Source organism: Nitrospinaceae bacterium (assembly GCA_018669005.1).
Taxonomy (GTDB): Bacteria; UBA8248; UBA8248; order UBA8248; family UBA8248; genus UBA8248.
In genome coordinates, this window is the sequence record JABJAL010000027.1 from 1 (window position 1) to 20,508 (window position 20,508).

Genomic DNA, 20,508 nt, shown 5'->3' on the forward strand with positions numbered 1-20,508 from the left:
CCGAGGCAGAGCCTTGGATTTCAGACTGGATTGAGAGCCGGGGGGGCAATCCCGACATCGCGGTTAGGATGAATCGGAACGCCGAGGTGGGTTGGCGGTCCTCGGTTCTTCCTATTGAAGATGTGTTCCGACCCAAGTCGCTCACAGAGAGCAACCAGATATACGAGGCGGGGATGATTCGCCTGGGCGCCGAGGTGAGTCGGCGGGCCATCGAGGCGGCTGGTATTGAGCCCGCCGATATCGATCTTCTCGTTTCTGTTTCTTGTACTGGTTTTATGATTCCCTCCGTGGATGCCTACCTCATAGACGAGTTAGGGATGGGCCCCGAGACGAAGCGGCTGCCCATCACCGAGATGGGGTGTGCCGCCGGGGCGGTGGGCCTCTCGCGGGTACGGGAGTACCTGCTAGGTTTTCCGCATCATCGTGTTCTCCTCGTTTCGGTTGAACTTCCTACCCTGACTTTTCAGCTCGACAATCTATCGATGGACAATATTGTTTCGGTGGCAATTTTTGGCGACGGCGCGGCGGCGGCGGTGCTGGGCGGAGAGCCACGAGAGGGGGCTCCTGAACTTGTCGATTCTCGCACCGTCACGCTCCCCGGATCGATGGATTTGATGGGCTTTAATTTGAGTGACGCTGGATTTCAAATTATTCTTTCAAAGGAAATCCCGCAGGCTGTGAAAGCAAGGGTGCGGCCCATTGTCGAGGCATTTCTTGGCTGCAATGAACTATCGCTGGAGGCAATCGACCATTTGTTGTTTCATCCGGGCGGTAAGCGGATTCTTGAGGTCTACCGGGATGAACTCGGGGTGACGAAGGAGGCGTTGCATTACTCTCGGAAAATTCTAAACGAGTGTGGAAATGTTTCGTCTGCAACGATTTTGATGATTCTTGATGAAGCGCTTTCCTCTGGCGAGACGAAGGCGGGGGACACCGGGCTTTTGCTGGCGATGGGCCCCGGCTTCAGTATCGAACAATTGTTGATTATCTGGCCTAATCGATGAGCGAGCGCCACTGTTCTGCAACGGAAAAGGTGGATGTGTGATGACGGACAATGATTTTGATGTTGCCATAATTGGCGGCGGTCCTGCTGGCGCCATTTCTGCGGCACTGTTGGCCCGGGCTGGATTTAAGGTGCTGCTTGCGGAAAAAAACGCTCGCCCTGAGAAAAAAATATGCGGCGAATTTATTTGTCCCCAGGCATTTGAAATTCTAGAGCGTGTTGGCGTTCGTGAGATGATCGAGGCGGCACCTCACGGTGAGGTTCGGGGGATGGTTCTTGCCGGGCCGAACGGCGCACGCCTCGAAACACAATTTCCTGACTACGAGGGCCGACGAGGATTTCGAGAAAACGGAATTTCCATATCGAGGCCCCAGTTTGACGGAATACTCGTTGAAAATTCTAAAAAGCTTGGTGCGGAAATCTGGTGGGGTGCGCGGCTTGTAGCCCTTCATATGGAGGCAGGCAGTGCGCGTCTTTCTTTTCGTTTGCAGGGTAATGATGAGCCGGTTTCTGTCCGCGCGGCCATTGTAATCGGGGCGGATGGACGCGCATCCTCCGTCGCTCGTTTTTTGGGGATGTCGGCGCCCACACCCGGCCGTCCGCGTGGGGTGATCCACGGTTTCTTTTCAGGAGTCGCCGGAATGCAGGAAAGAGGGGAGATGCACATTCTCTCCAATGGGGCTTATTGTGCTTTGAACCTTTTGCCCAATGGTGTGTGTAATTTGGCATTGGTCGATGATGTGGATGTGATTCGGCGCTGGCACGGGCGCGAAAAAGATCGGGCCGAGGAGGTTATAGCTTCTGCGCCCCATCTTGGAAAACGATTCGACGGGGCTCAATTGTGTGGCGAGTTGAAGGTGTTGATGCCGCTTCGGGTGGCGGTTCATCGCTCTTGGGCGGAGCGTGTGATGCTTGTCGGAGATGCGGGTGGTTTTTTTGATCCCTTCACCGGAGAGGGTATCTATGCGGCGATGCGCTCGGGCGAGTTGGCTGCAGATGTCGCCCTTGAGGCTTTGGCCATGGGGGATTTTTCGGCATCAGCCCTGGAGCGCTATGGTCTGGAACGCGCTGGGTGGGAGAGAGGAAAGCGAGTGGTCTGGCAGGCTTTTCAGGCGCTCATCAGGCGCGAGAGGCTGGTTAATCGATTCGGTGCATTCTTGAAGCGAAGCCCCGAGGTGGCCGATTTATTAGTTGGCTTGAGCGGGAACTATATTCCGCCCAGGGCGCTTTTACGCCCTTCAGTATTTTCAAAATTAGCTGCTGGATTGATATTCTGGTTCTAGGCCCTATTTTACGCCCAGAGGCGGGGTGCCGATGGTTTTATGTCAGAGTGAAATCGTCGGGTAGTGAATCCGTCCCCCTTGCTCCTTTCCTTTTTCTACCTTCTCTGGATAAGAGTGTCCTTTAGGTTTTTCGAGTATTTCTAGAAAAGGTTCCAGGCATGTACGAATCTTTCCTGATGAGGAGGGCGAAATGGGTTCTAGTGGCTTTTGCCGCTCTTACCTTATTTTTCGGGTATCAGATTATAGGACTCAAAGTGGATTCCTCGAACGAGAAAATGTTGTCTAAGGCCGATCCGGCCTACGGGTACCTTGAAGAGTTCCGCCGAATTTTCGGGAGCGATGAATTCATCGTAGGGGCATTTCGGCTTCCTGAGCCTGCCGGCGAGAAGGTGCTTGAGGAAATCGAGGCGCTTGCGGAAAAGGCGCGGCGTATACCGCATGTTCGTATGGTGCAAAGTCCGCTTCGCCCATCCGGGGACAAGGACGAGGAACTTGACGAGGAGGAGGCGCGCCGGATTCTTGTAGAGAACCCCGCTTATTCGAATGTTCTGGCCTCGGGTGATTTTCGCTCTTTGGCTCTGATTATCTGGCTTGAACATCTCGAAGGGGATCGCGTTTACAGGGGGCGGATCGTTCAGGCGATTCGCCAACTGTCATCTGGCCATGCTTTAAACGGTGCCCGTATGTATATAGCGGGAATTCCTGTCGAGAAAAACGACATATCCGCCTTTGTGCGCGAAGATCAGCAGCGGATTGTTCCTCTCATGTTTGTTCTCATTGGCGTAATTATATTTGCCATTTTTAGAAACTTGCTTGTCACGGCTCTTGTGTTGTTGCTCCTGGGGTGCTCGTTGCTCTGGACTCTTGGTCTGTTCGCATTCGCGGGAAAAGAGCTGAATACGGTGACGGGTCTTATCGCGCCTGTGGTGATGATAGTGACGCTTGGAAGTGTGATTCATTTTTTGAGCCATTTTGCCAGGCTTGGCAGAGAGGGGATGTCCTCCGGGCAGGCTATGCAGAGCGCTCTTCAAATTGTTCTGGCGCCCTGTTTTCTGGCTGCGCTAACGACCGCAGGGGGGCTTCTGGCTACGGCCACGCTGGGAGTACCCGCCGTTCAAGAATTTGCCATTTTTACTGCCGGTGGTGTGATGATTTCATTTTTTCTGGCGGTAAGTGTTTTTCCGCTTCTTGTCATTTTGTTTGCCCGCCGAGGAATGGCAATGAGGATTTCGAATGCGCGTGGACTCCTTGATAGGTCGATTGAATGGGTTGTTCTTGTTGTGAGTAGATATCCGTGGGCTGTGGTGGGCATGGCAATTTTTGTTGCCATGGGGGCAGGGTTCGGTTTGATGCGCCTCGATGTGGACACGGATATCATCAATTCTCTTCGCCAGAGCGCGCCGCTGTATCAGGCGACCAGATTTGTTGACCGTTATATGGGCGGGGTAAATTCGCTTGAGGTGATGATAGATAAAACGAGCGGCGAAAAAGTGGTTGATCCGGATACGCTGCGAAAAGTAGCTGGACTCCAGGATTTTTTGGAGTCATTTCCCTCGGTGACGAAAACATATTCAATAGTGGACGGGCTTATTTTTTCGAGTGGCTTAGGGCCGGGGAGAAAGTCTGTTCCGCCCGGGGCCGAGGGAAAACTTTTGTACGCGATGGTGGCGGGGGACACTTCGTCCCAGGGGCGTCGCCTGGGGCAGTGGATTAACGCTGATTTCACAAAGCTTCGGATCGCCGCGCGCATGAAGTCTGTTGGTAGCTTGAAAATTCAGGAACTCTCTGATCGTGTTAAAGCGTACACGCGGCAGAAGATAGGGGAGGGGCTACGGGTCCGCATGACCGGGAATGCGCTTTTGCTCTCTAATATGTCTATTGAATTGGTATCCAGGCAGGTCGTCGGGCTTTTTCTTGCGGTAGTATTTGTTCTTTCCGCTATCGGGATTTTGTTTCGATCTTTTGGCGTAATGCTTCTCTCGGCGATACCGAATTTGATACCCATCGGCGTAGTGTTTGGTCTAATGGGCTGGCTGGGCATTCCATTGAATGTGCCGACAGCGATGATATCGAGTGTTGCCATGGGCCTTGTGGTGGATGGCACCATCCATTTTCTCTATACGTTCCGTTTGCAGCGCGAGAAGGGGGCGGCGAGAGATGAGGCTGTGAGCCGCACCATTCGGATTGCGGGAAAGCCGATAGCGGCAGCGGCGCTCATTCTTGTGGGCGGTTTTTCCATCGGGCTCATCGGGAACTTTATTCCGGTCGTATATTTTTCGGTCTTCACGGGGGTGACGATACTGGTGGCGGTTCTCTGTGATTTGCTTTTCCTGCCTGCCGTCATCATGATTTCTGGCCGAGATTGGGGAATCGAGAGGAGATGAATTAGGTATGCGTTTCATGAAGATGTTCCGGTCAGTTTTTTTTGTGTCTGTTTTTGTATGGACTCTGCCAACCTTACCAGCAGATGCCGCGGTGTTTTCGACGGGTGCGTATGTGGTTGTCCCCGCCAAGGGTCGTGTGGCGGCGTTTGTTCGCTCCACGCTTCATGATTTTGATGCCCTTGTGCCGGAGTATTCGGGCGAGTTGTTTGTTGCAGAAAGTTCGGAGGGCATATCTCCCCGAATTCGTCTCAGTTTCCGGACAGAATCGATAACGACGGATAGCTTTATGCGTGATTCGGTCATGCGTACGGACGTGCTTGAGGTGTCGAAATATCCGAGTGCGGAGTTTCGCTCAATGAATGTAAAGCGGCTGGGTGAAAAAAACGGAGTGCTTGAATTTCACGTGGAAGGTGAATTCTCATTTCACGGAGTCAAAAAAAATATTTCGGTGTTGGCGAGGGTGCATTTGGCGGGAGACGAGGTTCGTGCGGAAATCCTCTTGCCGATACTTCTTTCGGACTACAAGGTGAAGACGCCCTCTCCAATTCCCTTCATTGGTGTCGAGGATAGGGTGGAGATCAAAGGAAATTTTATTCTTCGCCTGAAAAATTAGTTAGAACCCGCGCGATCATTCCCCCTCGCTGTTGAGCCCCCAGCGGTCGTAGGCGGCCTGGGTGTAGGCGCTGAGGCCGCCCTTGGGCAGGTTGTCGTGGGTGAACTGCCCTAGCGCTCTTTGCACTGGCTCCATCTTGAAGGGAACGTGTACCGCCTGGGCTGTGGCGTTTTTGATGCGCAAATCGAGTGCCTGTGGCCAATGATGCTCGAGATTGGCCGGCGCCAGGACCGTATCGTATCCCTGATAAGCGGCAATGATCGGTATCTTGCAGTGATCCACCGCCCATTCGATTTCGAACCTTACCCACGGGGAGTCCTCTTTTACTGTGGTTTCCATGATCACAAGAAGGTTCGTTGAGTTCGCCAGCCGATCCTTGATGGCGTGAACCAGCTTGAGTTGTTGGTCCTTGTCGGCGATGGCGGAGGCTTTCTCCCGGCTGTTGATGTAACTGATGTGATCTTGATCCCGGACTTTCCAATCAAGAAGTTTTTTGACATACATGACGTCGTCACTCTTGATGTCACGGGAAAAATCGTCGTGGTAGGTAACGTAGGTCTTACTGCGAAATGCCATTTTTTATTCTGTCCTATGGGTTAAAAAAATATTGAATAATTTTTATTTTTATTGCGACCTTATTTCAAAAAAAAAATAACATAAATTTAAAATTAATTCCTCCATAGATCTTTGGTCAGACCCACACGGCGGCCCCACCATTCGGGGCCTTCTTTTACATATTCCCATTCGGGATTCACCGAGGTATTCCTCAAGCTGGCCATGACCGAGCGAAACGACTCGGCGCTTTTTTCGGCGAATTCGAAATAGCCCACAAAATCGTACCCCTCTGGCAGCCCGTAGCCCTCGGGGTGGTGAAATAGGCGGCGGTTGATGCACGGAATGCCCGCCTCCGTCGCCAGGGCGTGTCCTTTGGCGGCCATTCGACCATTAGCGTCATATCGGGGGAGGAAAAAACTCTCGCGGCGCATCCAGTCCATCTCCCACCACTCCCTCGTTTTCCTCTGAGGCGTCACCACCGCAAGGGGAAGATGCTCGCCCGAGGCCGGGGCGAGGGCAGGTGCGTAGGCAAATTGCGTCATAGCATAGCTCGTGTAGCTTCTGGATTTTTGGATGCCTTGTAGCGTTTCCACCGAGCCGCCGCGCTCCTCGATTAGCGTCCGGAGCCCTTCCTCGTAATTTTCAAGAGTCTCTGGCGTGGCGCACTCGGTGCGCACCAACACATCAGCCTTGGCCACTTCGGGGTGCGGGATATCCTTTTCGCGGCTCTTTAATGGCTCGGCGCGAAGGTATTGAAAGCGTCCACGGCGAAAGGCCTCTGTCGTCGGATGGCCTTGGATAACATGCATGTTCTCCATCATCTTGCACAGCGTGCCCATGTCCTCGACCAGTGCCGGGTCCTCTTCTTCCAGGGTGAGGGTAATGAAGTGAAAGCGGGCATGCCCAAGAATATCCTGGGTCATGTTGAGATCGGCGGCTTTCAATCTAAAGCCTCCCTTTCGGCGGAGAAGGCGTTAGCATAACAGGCAATCCGTCTCGATGAGATAGATGAAAGGGAAAAAGATGTTATTAGGCGTAAGAATCGCGGGTTAATATAAAAATTATAAAATCAGAGGGCAGTATTTTTGCGAAAAATATCAAACCATGTGGAATGGTGTTCATTAAACAGGAAGAGAAATTTGGGGAGTGAGACGCTCTAGGCATGCGAAGTTTCAATAAAAAACGAGTTAGAAAGTTTATAATCGGCTACTTTGCTTTTGTGATCGCCATCAAGAACTCGGGTACCTCAATGGAACTCGTATCAATATTCGCCGGGTCCTCGCCAAGATAAATGCGCTTGATGGCCCCGCGCACGATCTTGGCCGAGCGCGTCTTTGGAAGTGCCTCAACGAATTTTATCTCCTCGGGCTGCAGGCTTTTGCCCAGATATTTGGCTGCCTCCCTTTTTAGCTCCTCGCGCAATTCATCCGTGGGCGCATGGCCCGGCGCCAGCACCGCAAAACAGGTGAGCGCCTCGCCCTTGATGGGGTGCGGGGTGCCGATGGTTGCCGCCTCGACGACCGCCGGGTGCGCGATGAGTGCCGCCTCGACCTCGGCAGGGCCCACCCGTTTTCCGGCGACATTTATCGTGTCGTCCGATCTCCCGTAGAGATACCATTGCCCGTTTTCATCGACCTTGGCCCAGTCGCCATGGTACCAGACATCAGGCCAGCGCGAAAAATAGGTTTCGATGTAGCGATCATCATCGTTCAAAAAACTTTTCGTCATCGAGGGCACGGGCTGCTTGCAGACCAGGTGGCCAATCTCATTGCGCACTGATTTTCCGTCCTCGTCAAACACATCGGTGTCCACACCCAATGCCTGCCCTCCCAGAGAGCAAGGGGTCAACTCCGCCACCGGATACGGCTGGAGCAGGCACCCGGCAAGCTCGGTTCCGCCCGATATGTTCATGATCGGGCAGCGCCCGCCGCCCACTTTGTTGAAAAACCACATGTAGGATTCGGGGTCCCAGGGCTCCCCCGTCGAGCCCAAGATTCGCAAACTGGACAGATCACAATTATCTATCCACTCGTCCCCCGAGCTCGCAAAAAGCCGTATCGCCGTGGGCGCAACGCCAAACGAGGTGATTTTATGATGCTCGATCATTTTCCAGAGCCTGTCGGGCTCGGGCCAATTCGGCGCCCCATCGAAAATAAAATATGTTCCACCATGAAACTGCACCCCGATGAACTCCCAGGGGCCCATCATCCACCCGATATCCGTCACCCAGAAAAAAACGTCCCCCGCCCGATAGTCCATGCAATAGCCAACCTCCTTGGCTATCGTCGCGAGCGAGCCGCCATGGGTGTGTATCGTTCCCTTGGGGCGCCCCGTCGTGCCCGAGGTGTAGAGAATAAGCGCCCGCGCCTCGGCGGGTAGCCGCTCGGTCTCGGCGGTCTTGGATTGCCCCTCTAGAAACTCGGCCCAGGTGACGTCCCGCCCCGGCGTCATGGGTGGTGCCGAATCCGTGCGCGGATAAACAACGACTTTTTCCACCGCAGTTTCTCTGCTCAATGCCTCATCGAGCAGCGGCTTGACCGGCACTTCCTTGCCGCGCCGCTCCCCACTATTCGTGGTGAAGACCAGCCGCGCCCCTGCGTGCGCCAGGCGCTCGCCCACCGCCTCAGGGCCAAATCCCGAAAAAATCGGTATCGCCACCGCACCCACTTTAAAGCACGCGAACATCGCAAACACCGTTTCAGGAATCATCGGCATGAATATCCCTGCCGCGTCCCCGGGTTTTATTCCCATCCCCCGCATGGCGTTTGCCAGTTTTGATACTTCTGCCGACATCTCGGCATAGGTGAACCGCCGAATTTCGCCGCCGTCCCCCTCCCAGACCAGCGCCGTCTGGTCGCGCTTTGTCGTGCATAAATGTCTATCAATGCAGTTGTGAACAATATTCACCTCGCCGCCCACGAACCATTTCGCCCAGGCAAAGCCCTCGCTCATATCTAGTAGCCGATCGTAGGGCCGGTACCAGTCCACCCCCAGATCGTCTAGCGCCGCTTCCCAGAACCGGCTCACATCCGCTACCGACCAGTCAATCAATTCCCGGTAGCCGGACAATCCGTTTTTTTTCATCAGCCGCGCGACATTTGAATTATTTAAAAAGTCTTCGCTTGGCCGCCAGATCACTTCCGCTGCGCTCATTACGTCATTCCTTTACTCATCAAATCAGACGTTCAGCATCAAACTGAAATTCAATTTCCTGGATATGAAACATCGGTCCCAAGGAAAAAATTCAAAACCCCGAAATATCAACACCCCGAGGACGGAATATCAATGTTCTCGAAATGTACCAAAACTCCGGAACCTTTCTTTCGAGAAAGGTTCCCGCCCTCCAAAGAACTTACCCCCTCTCCCTCCGGGAGAGGGTTGGGGTGAGGGGGGGCTTCAATATAACAATTATCAAAACGGGCCTCATGGTGCGTTATGTTCGGGGCTCAGATGTCCACATCAGGGACTAGAAGGGGATTTCATCAACCATAATATCTATGGGTAATTCGTAATCAAAATTACCTTCGGATGTAGAAAGTCTGAGGTTGGTTGTCCCGTGGACTCTATATGAATCTTTGAGTTCTTCCCCTTTTGTTGCCAATGCCAACGTTCTCTTTAAATTGAATTTGATCTGAGCCCAAGAGTTTTTGTGGAGTCGTCTCATTGGTGAATTTAAGAAATGTCTTATCTCATAGATCGGGAGGTCAGATTCTGTGGATGGGCATATTTTATTGTCCTGATATAAGTTCCATGCTTTGGTAGTGTAGAAATATATCGCATCAATTTCAGCAGAAGTATTGTTGGATTCATTAGAAAGATCGATTGTGAAATGCACGTCTCCTTGTGCTGAAAATTTACTCTTGTCCAAATAACCAAAAACATTCTTCAGGTTAACTTGAATGTGACTTTTTTCGATATTTTCGATTTCTTTTTTAGCCCACTCTAAATTTTCAGTCAGTTGGTGTTTCAGTTCTTGTATGGAGTCGGAATAGACAATATGCCGCTGATGCTTTAAGTCGAACGGGATGTCGTCAGAATTTGCTGTTAATAAAATACATAATTTTTCTTTCGCGTGAGCGTAACCTACTTCGTAAAATACGTTAGGATTTTGGCCGGTCATGTCAGCGATGATAATGTCCGCCACTTCGATCTGCCGATAAATGCGTTCTAGTATTCCTTCGCTGTAAATTTGTTCGTCGACACGTTCAGCATGAATACCTATTTCCGCTGCTGCTTCTTTGATTCCAAATTTGTATAGATCGTTAAACTTGGAATCAAATGGCATTAGTACAAAAGCAAAGAACTTATGGGTGTCCATGGTCAAGGCCTATCCTTGTTTTCTGATTGAGCTTTTGGATTGCATGTATTTTATGAAGTGCCTCCTCAAACCGCCTCTCTTTTCGCATCAACCACATCTAAATCCCCAAACAACCCCATCACCATCTACCCCTCATCCCCACCAAGACAAATCACCGCTACCTCACCCAATAATCCGTAGCGCAAAATAGGGCACAAGATTGAACATGAAGATGAAGATTTTAAAAAATGCGATTCCGGCATAGTTGATGGTGTCGAATTTCTCAATTGAGATTTTGAACCATTTGCTGTGGTAGCGGTACATCCAGTCATGCGCGAAGGCGAAAAACAGCCACCACCAGAGAAGCAACCCGATGTTGATGATGGCGCACCAGCCCAGAAAGTCTCGAAGCAGCTCAAGTGTCATGGTTTCATCTCCTGGCGACAGTAATTGTTAAGACAGCCTACACCGCCTCTCGTATCGCATCCAAGACATCAGGGTTCTCCAAGGAACTCATGTCCATGTGGCCCACATCCTGCCCTAAATACACTTTCTTGATTGCGCCGCGAACGATTTTGGCCGAGCGCGTTTTGGGGAGCGCCTCGACAAACTTCACGTCGTCGGGCCGAAGGCTCTTGCCTAAATATTGGGCGGCCTGATCTTTGATTTCCTCGCGCAGGGCGTCCGAGGGCGCAAAGCCGTTCCCCATAACGACAAAACAGGTGATTCCCTCGCCCTTGATGGGGTGGGGGGTGCCGATGGCGGCGGCCTCAATAACGCCGGGGTGTTTGATGACTTCGGCCTCGATTTCGCTGGGGCCCACGCGTTTGCCCGCAATTTTCAGGGTGTCGTCCGAGCGCCCGTAGAGATACCACAAACCGTCATCGTCCACCTTGGCCCAGTCGCCGTGGTACCAGATGCCCTCCCAGCGCGAAAAATAGGTTTCGATGTAGCGCTCGGATTCCTTTAAAAAACCTTTGGTGAGGGAAGGGATGGGTTGTTTTAAAACAAGGTGGCCCACCTCGCCGCGCACGGGCTTGCCCTCATCATTAAACACGTCGGTGTCGGTGCCCATGGATTGCGCGCCCAGCGTGCCGGGGGCGAGGTCCATCACCGGAAGGGGCTGGAGTAGGCAGGCGCCAATTTCTGTGCCGCCCGAAATGTTCATCACCGGGCAGCGGCCCCCGCCTACTTTATCGAAATACCACATGTAGGACTCATCGTCCCAGGGCTCGCCCGTGGAGCCAAGAACGCGGAGAGAGGACAGATTGCGGTTCTCCACCCATTCGTCCCCAGCGGCTTTTAATACGCGAATCGCCGTTGGGGAGAGCCCCAGGTGCGTGACTTTGTGGTTCTCAACAATCTTCCAAAGCCTGTCGGGCTCCGGATGATTAGGCACGCTTTCATAAAGCAGGCAGGCGTTCCCGTGAAAATGAGAGCCCACAAGTTCGTAGGGTGCCATCACCCAGCCAAAATCCGTGACCCAGTACATGGTGTCGCCCTCGCGCATGTCAAAACAATAGCGCATCTCGCGCGGGGGGCCCGTTAAGAGGCCTGCGTGGGTGTACATCGTGCCCTTGGGCTTGCCGGTGGTGCCCGAGGTGTACATGACCATTGAAATGTGGTCCGAGGGGAGCTGTTCTGTCTCGGCGGTGTCCGCCTGTCCTGAAACGAAGTCGTCCCACCACTCATCGCGCCCCGGGGTCATGGTGACCTCGCTCCCTGCCCGGCGGACGACAACCATTTTTTCAACCGAGGTGCCGCGTGCGAGCCCCGCATCGGCGGTGGCTTTTAAGGGAATCTGCTTGCCGCGCCGGATGGCGCCGTCCACGGTGAAGAGAATTTTTGCGCCCGAGTGTATCAGCCGCTCGGCGAGGCCCTCGGGGCCAAAGCCTGAAAAAACGGGGAGAACCGCGACGCCCGTCTTAAAGCAGGCGTACATGACGATCACGGCCTCAGGAACAAGGGGCAAAAACACGCCCGCCACATCGCCGGGCCTAAGGCCCATCCCGCGCATGGCGTTTGAGAGTTTTGAGACCTCTGCCGATAGCTCGCCGAAGGTGTAGCGCTTGACCTCGCCGCCGTCGCCTTCCCAAATAAGAGCGGTGTCATCTCGCCGTGGGCCGTCTGAGTGGCGGTCAATGCAGTTGAGCGCGATGTTTGTCTTCCCGCCAACAAACCACCTGGGCCAGGGGAAGCCGCCGCTCATGTCGAGCAATTCGTCGTAGGGCCGCTGCCACTCGAAATTGATGTCATCGAGAACGACTTCCCAAAAACGCCGAATGTCTTTGACCGACCAGGCCAGGAGTTCTTGCCAGTCCGAGTGCCCAAGCTTTTTCATGAGCCGGGCAACGTGGCTGTTTTCCAGAAAGTCATCGTTCGGCCGCCAGATGATGTTGGAGTCGGTCATCGAATCTATCCCCTAAAAATCAAAACCTTGAATTAAACATCAAAAGACCGGAACCTTTCTTCGAAAGAAAGGTTCCAGACTTCCAAAGAACTTAATAATGCCCTCTCCAGTGAGAGAAGGGTGGCGTGAGGGCGGGTGGAGAGAGTCGCTACTTTCGCGCAGCCTCGTTAATCCACACCGAAAATCTTGTGCCCCGGTAAACATCGAACCTATCGCCTGAGGGGTGCTTCATCTTTTGCGGGGGGTCGTGTTTGCCCTCGGCGATGCCTTCAACGAGTTCAGCCATCTCGCCGATGATCGAGGGATCCGGAAATGCATCGGTGTGGCCTGAGCAAACCCACTTCACTTCGTTCTCGTTCGCTATTTTCTCAAGTTTTCTGAGTGAGGGGCCATAGTCCGAGAGCACGGCTGTCGCCACCCGAAGGTTGAGCGGCTGAAGTGGTTTTACGAGATCGCCGGAGATAAGAACGCCCTCTTTGTCATCTAGCAAAGATATAGAGCACGGCGAATGCCCTGGCGTGTCCCAAACGCGGAGCGTGCGCCCGCCAAGGTCCAGTACGTCGCCCTCTTTTACCTCGCGGCCTACCTTGCCGGGCTTTATCTTATAGCCCTCGGGCTCGAACTCTGGTGGAAACGGGAGGCCGTCTGCCCATCCCGAAATGACCTCGGTGCAGCGGACGGCATGGTCGTTGGTGAGTTGATCTGCCCCAAGTGGGTGAACGCCGACCGACTCCCAGCGGTGAGCCGAGCCGATGTGGTCCCAATGGGTGTGGGTAAGCACATGCTCGATGGGCTTGTCGGTTAAACTCTCGCACAGCGCGCGGAGGTCGCCAAAGCCCACGCCGCCGTCCAGGAGCAGGGCTTTTTCATCGCCGATGAAAAGAAACATCTTCCATCGACCGCCCTCGGTGAGTTGATAGGTGCCCGGTGCGATTTCCTCGACCCTGTACCAGCCCTCGGGACTCATGATGTTTCCCCTTTCGGTGAGTTTGTCTCTGCGCTATTTTCTTGCGTTATCGTTCGTCCAGACCTTGACGCCCGAAACGTCGTACTCATCGATGACGCCCCACTTTCCGGCCTCAACTTTTTTCGGCGGCTCATGTTTTCCGGCCCATATGTCCTCAACGACACCGGCCATCTGTCCGATGATCGAGCGGTCGGAGTGGGGGCCCGTGTGGCCCGAGCAGACCCACTTGGCTTCATTCTCCTCAGCGATTTTTTCAAGCGTGCGCAGCGAGGGGCCGTACTCGGAAAAAACGGCGGTGGGCACCTGAATGAAGAGCACCTCGCCGGACCTCACGAGATCGCCCGTGACGAGGACGCCCTCTTTGTCGTCGTAGAGCGAAATGGAGCAGGGCGAATGTCCCGGCGTGTCCCACACTCTTAGCGTACGACCGCCAAGATCGATAACGTCGCCCTCTTTTACTTCCCAGCCGAAGTTGCCGGGCGGGATGGTGAAGCTTCCCGGATCGAAACCCTCGGGAAAGGGCTTTCCCTTCCAGTTTTCGACAAAATCCTTGCAGCCGGCCGAATAATCGTTCGCGAGCTGTGCTTTCCCATTGGGGTGAACGCCGATGGCGTCCCACTCGTGCATGGCACCGACGTGGTCCCAATGGGTGTGGGTCAAGACATGATCGATGGGCAAATCCGTGATGCTCTCGCAGAGCTTGCGGACGCTCCCGACGCCGATGCCGCCATCGAGCACGAGGGCTTTTTCCTCGCCGATGAAAAGAAAGATATTCCATCGGCTCGCCTCTGTGAACATGTAGGTGTTCGGTGCGAATTCCTGAACGTCGTACCAGTTTTGAGTGTCCATATTCTCTCTCTCTGGCTAGGGGTGGCTTGAACCTCTGGCGAGACGGTCATCTCGACCACTGCCCTGAGGCAGGTCGCCCCAGGGCAGTGGTCGTTTATTTTCGCGCGGCGTCGTTAATCCAGACCTTGACGCGGGGGAAGACGTACTCGTCGACCTCACCCCAGTTGCCAGCGTCTACTTTATTGGGCGGATCGTGCTTGCCGGCCTGGAGCTCTTCAAGCTGTTGGGCAAACTCGCCGATGACCGAAGGATCGGGGTAAGGCGGGGTGTGTCCCGAGGTGATCCACCGCACCTCGACCTCGGAGGCGAGTTTTTCCATCTTTCGCAGCGAAGGCGGATAGTCCGAAAGCACCGCCGTGGGCACCTGGATGAACAGGCACTCCTCGGGGCGAATGAGGTCGCCCGAGACGAGGATTTTCTCGCGCTCATCGTATAGCGAAATGCTGCAGGGAGAGTGGCCAGGGGTGTCGTAAACCTGAAACTTGCGGTTCCCCAGGTCGAAGCTGTCGCCCTCTTGAAGCGTCCAGCCGAAGTTGGCGGCGGGGATATCGTAATTATCCGCGTCGAACCAATCCGGAAACGTATTGCCGCTAGAGGTCCACATCTTTGCGAACCCCTGGGCGTTCTTGGTGAGGTTCTGGGCCAGCAGGCCTTTTCCGGCGGGATGAACGCCCACATTGTCCCAGAGGTGCGCGGCACCAACGTGGTCCCAATGGGTGTGGGTGAGAATATGATCGATGGGAAGATCGGTGATGCTCTCATGGAGCTTGCGCAGGTTGCCTATCCCGATGCCGCCGTCGATGGAAAGGGCTTTTTCATCTCCCACCAGCAGGAGCATGTTGAAGCGCCCGCCCTCGGTAATCTGATAGCTTCCGGGTGCGAACTCGTTGACGGTGTACCAATCCTGGGTGTCCATGGGTTCTTTCTCCTATAAATGTGGCAAATCCGCGCATTCGGACAAACACCCAGTGGGTGAGCACCCGACAGGTGAGTGCCCGAAAGGTAAAGACTCGTCGCGCAGCGGCATAATGAAATAAAGTCTCAGTTGAACTTTCCGTTAATCTAGCCCCGCGAGAGCGCCAGATCAAGTAAACGTATCAGCCCTTGAAAACGGGGTCGGGTTGGCTGAAATAGCTCCCAATCAAGTGGAAAACGATCTCGAAATTCTTCATCTGAAGGCTGGCATGCGAGATGCCGGGCATCACTGCGAACTGCTTGTCCGGGTTGGGTAGCAGATTGAAGAACTCGATCAAGTCTTCATACGAGGCGATGCCATCCCACTCCCCGCGTGTGATGAGCACGGGCACTGTCAGTTTGCGGGGATTGATCACGGGCAGGTGCCGCGTCATGTCGATATAGGTGCCGTTTGGCACCGAGTCGTCGAGCTCGCAGCAAGCCTCGGCAAAAGCCTTGATCACGTCAGGCCGGGCGGCCTTGGCGTGCTTATCGCGGCTGAAAATGGTGCGGATAAATTTCGAGTGGATGGCCCGCCGGTCGGTGGCCTTGGCCGTGGCGAATTTTTTGGCCCTGTCCTTGAGGGTGGGGCTTCCCTTTCCGGTCCAGACAAAGGCGTCGAGGATGACGCGTTTTACGAACTGGGGATACTTTTGCGCGAACAGCGCCGCCCGGAGTGCGCCCGAGGAGATGCCGTACATCAAGAAAGACTTGGCCCCCGAAGTCTTGCGAATATATTTCGCCGTGGCCAGAAGGTCCTCGGCCCCGCGTTTAATGCCGGCGTGGACTTTCCTGTCCTTCGTCGAGCGGCCATAGCCTTCATGGTCCACCGTCCAAACGTCGAAATTGCGCTCGGCCAGATAGTCCATTAAGGAATGTCCCGGCCTGCCCGGCACAGTGAGGTCGAAACTCGGGGTCGAGGCCATCGAGGAGCCGTGCACGAGGATGACAGAGCCCGCTGGTTTTCTAAGACCTTGCCGGCGTTTTCGCCACATATAAAGATCGGCGCCGCCGTGGTGTGTCCAATGCTCAGAACCAATAATTTTCACCTTCGCCATGGTGTTTCCTTTCAATGATAGTTAAAGAGGCAACAAAGTTCAGTGTTTTGGTTTTTCCCTTGGGTGGCGCGAGCTTTCAGCGTACTATGGCGGGCTCAAAATGAAAATTGGTCCTCAGCTGTTCCCCAAGCGGAATTTTTCCATACTGGAGGGAAATTCGGTGGAGTTTGGATTCGATCATGTGCATTTTTTGGTGAGCGACGTTCGGGCGCTGACCGAATATTTTGAGCGTGTTTTCGAAATGGAAACGCTTGAATTTCTTGACGACCACAAGGGGGCCGCCTATTCGATTTTTCAGCTCGGCAGCGGCACCTTGAGAATTCGCGGAATGCGCGAGGACGATGTGCCCGATGCCCGGCAGCCCAACCTTGTCGAGGGGCTCGACCATGTGGGATTTGCTGTCGATGACGTTGAGGCCTCGGTGGCCTGGCTCGAATCGAGGGGGGCCGAGGTTTTGATGCCTTCCCAGAGGACAGGAATCGGTGGGCGCTCGATTGCGTTCATCAAGGGGCCAGGGAACGTTCGAATCGAGCTTTGCGAGCGAGTGTCTCATAGCGAGCCAAAATCTTGATCGAGGGCGGGGAGGGGACAGAGGCAGCGACAAAGAGCGGCACAGTGGAATTGGTGGCGGGCTGCACCTCTTTGGTGATTGTGTGGGGGCTGACCCAGCCGGTTATCAAAGCGGCCTACGCGGGCTTGAGCCCCTTCGCGCTCATCTGGCTTCGAGCCGCCCTCTCCGCGCTCACGCTTACTGTCTGGATGCTCGTCATGCGTGTGCCAGATCGCGTGACTCATACCAACCCAAGGGCCGAACTGGGCCACCGCATTCTCAACGGTATTCTCCACAACGCCTATATCCTTTTTCTCTATATCGGAATGACGAGCACCCAGGCCGCAAGGGCCTCGATTCTTCTCTATACCCAGCCGGTCTGGGTCATGCTATTTGCCGCCCTCGTGTTTCCCGGCGAGCGCATCACCCCCCGGCGTGCGCTGGGCTTTGGCGCGGCGATGGCGGGAACTGTTGTTATTTTCGCGCAACGCCTGGCGGGGCAAAGCGAACTGTGGGCCGATTCGTTTCTCGTCATAGCCGCCGTGTTGTGGGCCGTTCAGGCAATTCACTTCAAGCGTTTCTTGAGTGGCTCGGACATGTTCGCCGTGACGAGGTGGGCGATGCTCATCGGCACGCCGCTTTACCTCGCGCTGTCGTTGCTGACCGAGGACGGCGGGCGCTACGCTTTTGGAGCCGCCGAGATTTATGCGGTTTTCCATATGGGCGTTATTTCAAGTGGCCTGATACTCGTGCTTTGGGCGCATCTGATGCTCAAACACTCGCCTGCACGGGTTTCGGTGTTCTTGTTCTTGACGCCCGCTGTGGGGGTGGCCGCCAGCGCGATCATCCTCGGCGAGTCCCTTGGCTGGAATCTTCTCGCGGGAGCCGTCCTGACGATATCCGGTGTGTGGCTGGTTACGGTGGAGGGGCGGAAGTCGCTCTCTAAATAATTTTTTAGCTCAAAATAATTTTTGAAATGACTTGTGGTTAAATTTTTATTCGATTGAGGAGGTATTCTCATGCCAGAATTAATTGAGGCCCCGACGCGGATCGAGGCGGCGGGAAATAAACCGAAGTTGATTGATGAGTATATTGGGCGCGTGAACTCAGGCGAGGAGGGGGCGAGTATTGCCCACATGCGCAGCCCGGGGGGCTGGGTTGAGCCGGGGCAGACGCCAGAGTTCGATGAGTTTACGGTGGTATTAAAAGGCGCGCTTCGCGTTGAATACGAGGGTGGCGCGATGGAAGTGAACGCCGGGCAGGTGGTGGTGTGCCGGGGGGGCGAGTGGGTGCGCTACTCGACGCCGGGGGCGGCGGGGGCGGAGTACATCGCGGTGTGCCTTCCCGCCTTTTCGATGGAAACGGTGAGCCGGGATTAAGAATCGAAACGCTGTAAGCCTATCTCTCGAACACGCTCTCGGGAACGAGCACCGCGCCCTCCATCAGCCGGCGGGCCGTCCGGTAGACAATGATTTTTTCGGCATGGGGGCCGTCAGCCGTTTCGGATACATATGCGCCGATGGGCTGAGTGCCCGAGGCGTGCCCGAGCAGCAGATCGCCTTCCTTGGTTCGCGCCGCCTCGTAGGGAATCGATCCTGGAATGCGGGCGGCGACGGCGAGGCACATTGAGCCCGTGAGCGGATAGGCGCGGTGGATCGTGCCCATCGTCATCATCCGGCTCAGGATGTCGTATGTGTCCGCCGGGACGAGGGAGCCTGCCTGATCGAGATATTCGCCTGGCGGCGCGACGATACCGACTTTGGGAACCAGTGGTGAGAACTCCGATGCGCTGCGCCTGTCGGGCGATATTCCCATGCGGACAGCAGCCTCGGCACGAATCTGCTCAAGATTCACCATGACTCCGCGATTGGTATCAATTGCACCGGGCGCCTCTGTCCCCGAGATGCCCAAATCCCGTGCGCGCACGAAAATACAAGGAGTAGTGGCGTCCACCATGCTCACCGCAATTTCCCCAATCCCCTCGATGTCGAATATATCTACGGGGGCTCCGGAGGGAAGAAGTTTGCCCGTTGATGCGCCGCCAGGATCGGTGAATTCAAGCCGGATGGGAGAGCCGGTGCCAGCGACGCCGGGAAGCTCGTAATCGCCTTCGACGGCTGCACAGCCCCCTTCGACTTGAAATTTCGAGATGATAATTTTCCCGGTGTTCGTGTTGTGAATGCGCACAGTAGCCTCGCCGTCGGCAGGAGAAGGGACAAGTCCTTCATCGACGGCAAAATGTCCGACCGCGCTCGACATGTTTCCGCAATTGCCGGCGTAGTCCACCTGCGGGGAGTTGATCGATACCTGCCCAAAGGTGAAGTCCACGTCGGCGTCCGGCCGGGATGAAGGAGCGATGAAAGCGACCTTGCTTAGTGAAGGGGTGCCCCCACCCAGGCCGTCTAGCTGCCTGCTATTCGGGTCCGGGCTGCCGATGGCGCGCAGAAAAATGGCGTCCCGAATCTTCGGGTCCTCTGTCATGTCTTTAGCGTGAAAAAATATGGCGCGGCTTGTGCCGCCCCGGTAGAAGGCGGCGGGTATCTTTCTTTGAGTCATTGAATAGTGCCGCCATGAGCGCTAAAAGCACGGGGCGGCTCCTTTTGTTACAGGGAGGCTAGTCATACACCTCGGGGTTGACGAGTGACGCGACGCGCTCTCCCTCGACGGCGCGGCGAATATTTTCGCAGAGGAACTCAACGCTGCGCCTCTGGACACCTGCGGAGTGTGTTGAATTGTGCGGTGAGATGAGGGCATTAGGCATGCCCAGGAGCGGGTGCCCATCAGGCAGGGGTTCGGGCTCGGTTACGTCGAGACCTGCGCCGCCTAGTTTGCCACCAGCCAATGCTGAGGCGAGGGCGTCCGAATCTATGTGGGCGCCACGACCGACGTTGATGAGAAAAGCCGAGTCTTTCATCATTTCCAATTCATTTTCTCCGATTAGCCCTCTATTTTCTTCAGTGAGAGGCATTGAGAGAATGACGTAGTCGGCGTGGGGAAGAAGATCCCCCAGACTTTCAACTTCCTCGATGGCAAATCCCTCTGGTTTGAATTTTCCTCTGGTGCGTGTGTGGGCAAGGATTTTCATTCCGAAGGGGGCGCTGCGCTTAGCGACGCCTTGGCCGATATTTCCCAGGCCGACAATGCCGAGTGTCGCGCCCTTTAATTCGTTGTGTTGGACTGTAGTGCGGCCCAATTTCCAGAGCCATGGCCGTCGCGAAAGCATGAGCATGAAGGTAAGCGCATGCTCGGTGATAGGATCGGCCCGAACGATACCGGGGGTATTCATTGCCGGGATATTCAGGGCCGTCGCCGTGGCGACATCAACCGAATCCATGCCGGTCCCACCTCGGCCGACGGCGCACAGGTCGGGGGCGGCGCGCATCATCTCTCCCGTGAGGGGTGCAAAACCTGTGATCATGACTCGCGCGGTTTTTGCCTCGCGAAGAATCGTCTCTGTGTCGAACGATTCGGGGATGACCAACTCGCAGCTTTCGTGCAGGCATTCGCGCAGCAATTGTTGTTTTTCTGGATTGAGAATACTTTTGTCCACATGTAATACGCGATGCGCCATTGGTGTTGTCTCCT

Annotated in this window: 18 protein-coding genes and 1 pseudogene; 7 read left to right on the forward strand and 12 right to left on the reverse strand. The window is 54.9% G+C overall.

Going from position 1 to position 20,508, the window contains the following annotated elements; all coding sequences use genetic code 11:
• From HOJ95_03815 to HOJ95_03830, 4 genes are all read left to right on the forward strand, one after another.
• Window positions 1–1,004, forward strand: a 1,004-nt coding sequence (locus HOJ95_03815) for a type III polyketide synthase (protein MBT6393808.1), incomplete at its 5' end; no start/stop codon positions are given.
• Window positions 1,005–1,044: 40 nt separating this feature from the next.
• On the forward strand, window positions 1,045–2,286 hold the full coding sequence (locus tag HOJ95_03820; protein ID MBT6393809.1) for an NAD(P)/FAD-dependent oxidoreductase: 1,242 nt from the start codon (window positions 1,045–1,047) through the stop codon (window positions 2,284–2,286).
• A 254-nt stretch (window positions 2,287–2,540) separates the two neighbouring features.
• Complete coding sequence (locus tag HOJ95_03825; GenBank protein ID MBT6393810.1) at window positions 2,541–4,670, forward strand: MMPL family transporter; 2,130 nt, start codon at window positions 2,541–2,543, stop codon at window positions 4,668–4,670.
• 7 nt (window positions 4,671–4,677) lie between these two features.
• Window positions 4,678–5,283 (forward strand): YceI family protein, encoded by a 606-nt coding sequence (locus HOJ95_03830; protein MBT6393811.1) that lies wholly within the window; start codon window positions 4,678–4,680, stop codon window positions 5,281–5,283.
• Between the two features lie 15 nt (window positions 5,284–5,298).
• On the opposite strand, the gene HOJ95_03835 is transcribed toward HOJ95_03830, so the two are convergent.
• From HOJ95_03835 to HOJ95_03880, 10 genes and pseudogenes are all read right to left on the reverse strand, one after another.
• Window positions 5,299–5,859 carry a hypothetical protein gene (locus HOJ95_03835; GenBank protein MBT6393812.1) on the reverse strand — a complete coding sequence of 187 codons (561 nt, stop codon included), beginning with the start codon at window positions 5,857–5,859 and terminating at the stop codon, window positions 5,299–5,301.
• Window positions 5,860–5,951: 92 nt separating this feature from the next.
• A complete protein-coding gene (locus HOJ95_03840) occupies window positions 5,952–6,782 on the reverse strand; it encodes a hypothetical protein (protein MBT6393813.1) in 831 nt (276 codons plus the stop codon).
• A 262-nt stretch (window positions 6,783–7,044) separates the two neighbouring features.
• Window positions 7,045–8,991 carry an AMP-binding protein gene (locus tag HOJ95_03845; protein ID MBT6393814.1) on the reverse strand — a complete coding sequence of 649 codons (1,947 nt, stop codon included), beginning with the start codon at window positions 8,989–8,991 and terminating at the stop codon, window positions 7,045–7,047.
• Window positions 8,992–9,856: 865 nt separating this feature from the next.
• Window positions 9,857–10,156: pseudogene (locus HOJ95_03850) on the reverse strand (hypothetical protein).
• 162 nt (window positions 10,157–10,318) lie between these two features.
• Window positions 10,319–10,561 carry a hypothetical protein gene (locus HOJ95_03855; GenBank protein MBT6393815.1) on the reverse strand — a complete coding sequence of 81 codons (243 nt, stop codon included), beginning with the start codon at window positions 10,559–10,561 and terminating at the stop codon, window positions 10,319–10,321.
• Window positions 10,562–10,598: 37 nt separating this feature from the next.
• Window positions 10,599–12,545 (reverse strand): AMP-binding protein, encoded by a 1,947-nt coding sequence (locus tag HOJ95_03860; GenBank protein ID MBT6393816.1) that lies wholly within the window; start codon window positions 12,543–12,545, stop codon window positions 10,599–10,601.
• Window positions 12,546–12,693: 148 nt separating this feature from the next.
• Window positions 12,694–13,512, reverse strand: coding sequence for an MBL fold metallo-hydrolase (locus HOJ95_03865; protein ID MBT6393817.1), 819 nt, complete (start codon window positions 13,510–13,512; stop codon window positions 12,694–12,696).
• A 33-nt stretch (window positions 13,513–13,545) separates the two neighbouring features.
• On the reverse strand, window positions 13,546–14,361 hold the full coding sequence (locus HOJ95_03870; protein MBT6393818.1) for an MBL fold metallo-hydrolase: 816 nt from the start codon (window positions 14,359–14,361) through the stop codon (window positions 13,546–13,548).
• 94 nt (window positions 14,362–14,455) lie between these two features.
• On the reverse strand, window positions 14,456–15,277 hold the full coding sequence (locus tag HOJ95_03875; GenBank protein MBT6393819.1) for an MBL fold metallo-hydrolase: 822 nt from the start codon (window positions 15,275–15,277) through the stop codon (window positions 14,456–14,458).
• 181 nt (window positions 15,278–15,458) lie between these two features.
• The gene (locus tag HOJ95_03880; protein ID MBT6393820.1) at window positions 15,459–16,373 is read right to left on the reverse strand and encodes an alpha/beta fold hydrolase; all 915 of its coding nucleotides are present in this window, start codon (window positions 16,371–16,373) and stop codon (window positions 15,459–15,461) included.
• A gap of 100 nt (window positions 16,374–16,473) precedes the next feature.
• On the opposite strand from HOJ95_03880, the gene HOJ95_03885 reads away from it, so the two are divergent.
• The 3 genes from HOJ95_03885 to HOJ95_03895 all read left to right on the forward strand — a co-directional run bounded on the left by HOJ95_03885 (window position 16,474) and on the right by HOJ95_03895 (window position 18,302).
• Window positions 16,474–16,944, forward strand: coding sequence for a hypothetical protein (locus HOJ95_03885; GenBank protein MBT6393821.1), 471 nt, complete (start codon window positions 16,474–16,476; stop codon window positions 16,942–16,944).
• The gene (locus HOJ95_03890) at window positions 16,941–17,873 is read left to right on the forward strand and encodes a DMT family transporter (protein MBT6393822.1); all 933 of its coding nucleotides are present in this window, start codon (window positions 16,941–16,943) and stop codon (window positions 17,871–17,873) included. Before HOJ95_03885 ends, HOJ95_03890 begins: the two co-directional genes overlap by 4 nt.
• 69 nt (window positions 17,874–17,942) lie before the next feature.
• Window positions 17,943–18,302 carry a cupin domain-containing protein gene (locus tag HOJ95_03895; protein ID MBT6393823.1) on the forward strand — a complete coding sequence of 120 codons (360 nt, stop codon included), beginning with the start codon at window positions 17,943–17,945 and terminating at the stop codon, window positions 18,300–18,302.
• A gap of 19 nt (window positions 18,303–18,321) precedes the next feature.
• Here HOJ95_03895 and HOJ95_03900 read toward each other — a convergent pair whose 3' ends face one another.
• Together HOJ95_03900 and HOJ95_03905 are read right to left on the reverse strand one after the other, a co-directional pair.
• Window positions 18,322–19,479 (reverse strand): PrpF family protein, encoded by a 1,158-nt coding sequence (locus HOJ95_03900; GenBank protein MBT6393824.1) that lies wholly within the window; start codon window positions 19,477–19,479, stop codon window positions 18,322–18,324.
• 58 nt (window positions 19,480–19,537) lie between these two features.
• Window positions 19,538–20,494, reverse strand: coding sequence for a D-glycerate dehydrogenase (locus HOJ95_03905; protein ID MBT6393825.1), 957 nt, complete (start codon window positions 20,492–20,494; stop codon window positions 19,538–19,540).
• Window positions 20,495–20,508: the final 14 nt, after the last annotated feature.

Excerpts from the sequence above, each read along its gene's own strand:
- HOJ95_03820 (MBT6393809.1), top strand. The coding sequence starts at position 1,045 with ATGACGGACAATGATTTTGATGTTGCCATAATTGGCGGCGGTCCTGCT.
- HOJ95_03830 (MBT6393811.1), top strand. The coding sequence starts at position 4,678 with ATGCGTTTCATGAAGATGTTCCGGTCAGTTTTTTTTGTGTCTGTTTTT.
- HOJ95_03835 (MBT6393812.1), bottom strand. The coding sequence starts at position 5,859 with ATGGCATTTCGCAGTAAGACCTACGTTACCTACCACGACGATTTTTCC.
- HOJ95_03845 (MBT6393814.1), bottom strand. The coding sequence starts at position 8,991 with ATGAGCGCAGCGGAAGTGATCTGGCGGCCAAGCGAAGACTTTTTAAAT.
- HOJ95_03855 (MBT6393815.1), bottom strand. The coding sequence starts at position 10,561 with ATGACACTTGAGCTGCTTCGAGACTTTCTGGGCTGGTGCGCCATCATC.
- HOJ95_03860 (MBT6393816.1), bottom strand. The coding sequence starts at position 12,545 with ATGACCGACTCCAACATCATCTGGCGGCCGAACGATGACTTTCTGGAA.
- HOJ95_03865 (MBT6393817.1), bottom strand. The coding sequence starts at position 13,512 with ATGAGTCCCGAGGGCTGGTACAGGGTCGAGGAAATCGCACCGGGCACC.
- HOJ95_03870 (MBT6393818.1), bottom strand. The coding sequence starts at position 14,361 with ATGGACACTCAAAACTGGTACGACGTTCAGGAATTCGCACCGAACACC.
- HOJ95_03875 (MBT6393819.1), bottom strand. The coding sequence starts at position 15,277 with ATGGACACCCAGGATTGGTACACCGTCAACGAGTTCGCACCCGGAAGC.
- HOJ95_03880 (MBT6393820.1), bottom strand. The coding sequence starts at position 16,373 with ATGGCGAAGGTGAAAATTATTGGTTCTGAGCATTGGACACACCACGGC.
- HOJ95_03885 (MBT6393821.1), top strand. The coding sequence starts at position 16,474 with ATGAAAATTGGTCCTCAGCTGTTCCCCAAGCGGAATTTTTCCATACTG.
- HOJ95_03895 (MBT6393823.1), top strand. The coding sequence starts at position 17,943 with ATGCCAGAATTAATTGAGGCCCCGACGCGGATCGAGGCGGCGGGAAAT.
- HOJ95_03900 (MBT6393824.1), bottom strand. The coding sequence starts at position 19,479 with ATGACTCAAAGAAAGATACCCGCCGCCTTCTACCGGGGCGGCACAAGC.
- HOJ95_03905 (MBT6393825.1), bottom strand. The coding sequence starts at position 20,494 with ATGGCGCATCGCGTATTACATGTGGACAAAAGTATTCTCAATCCAGAA.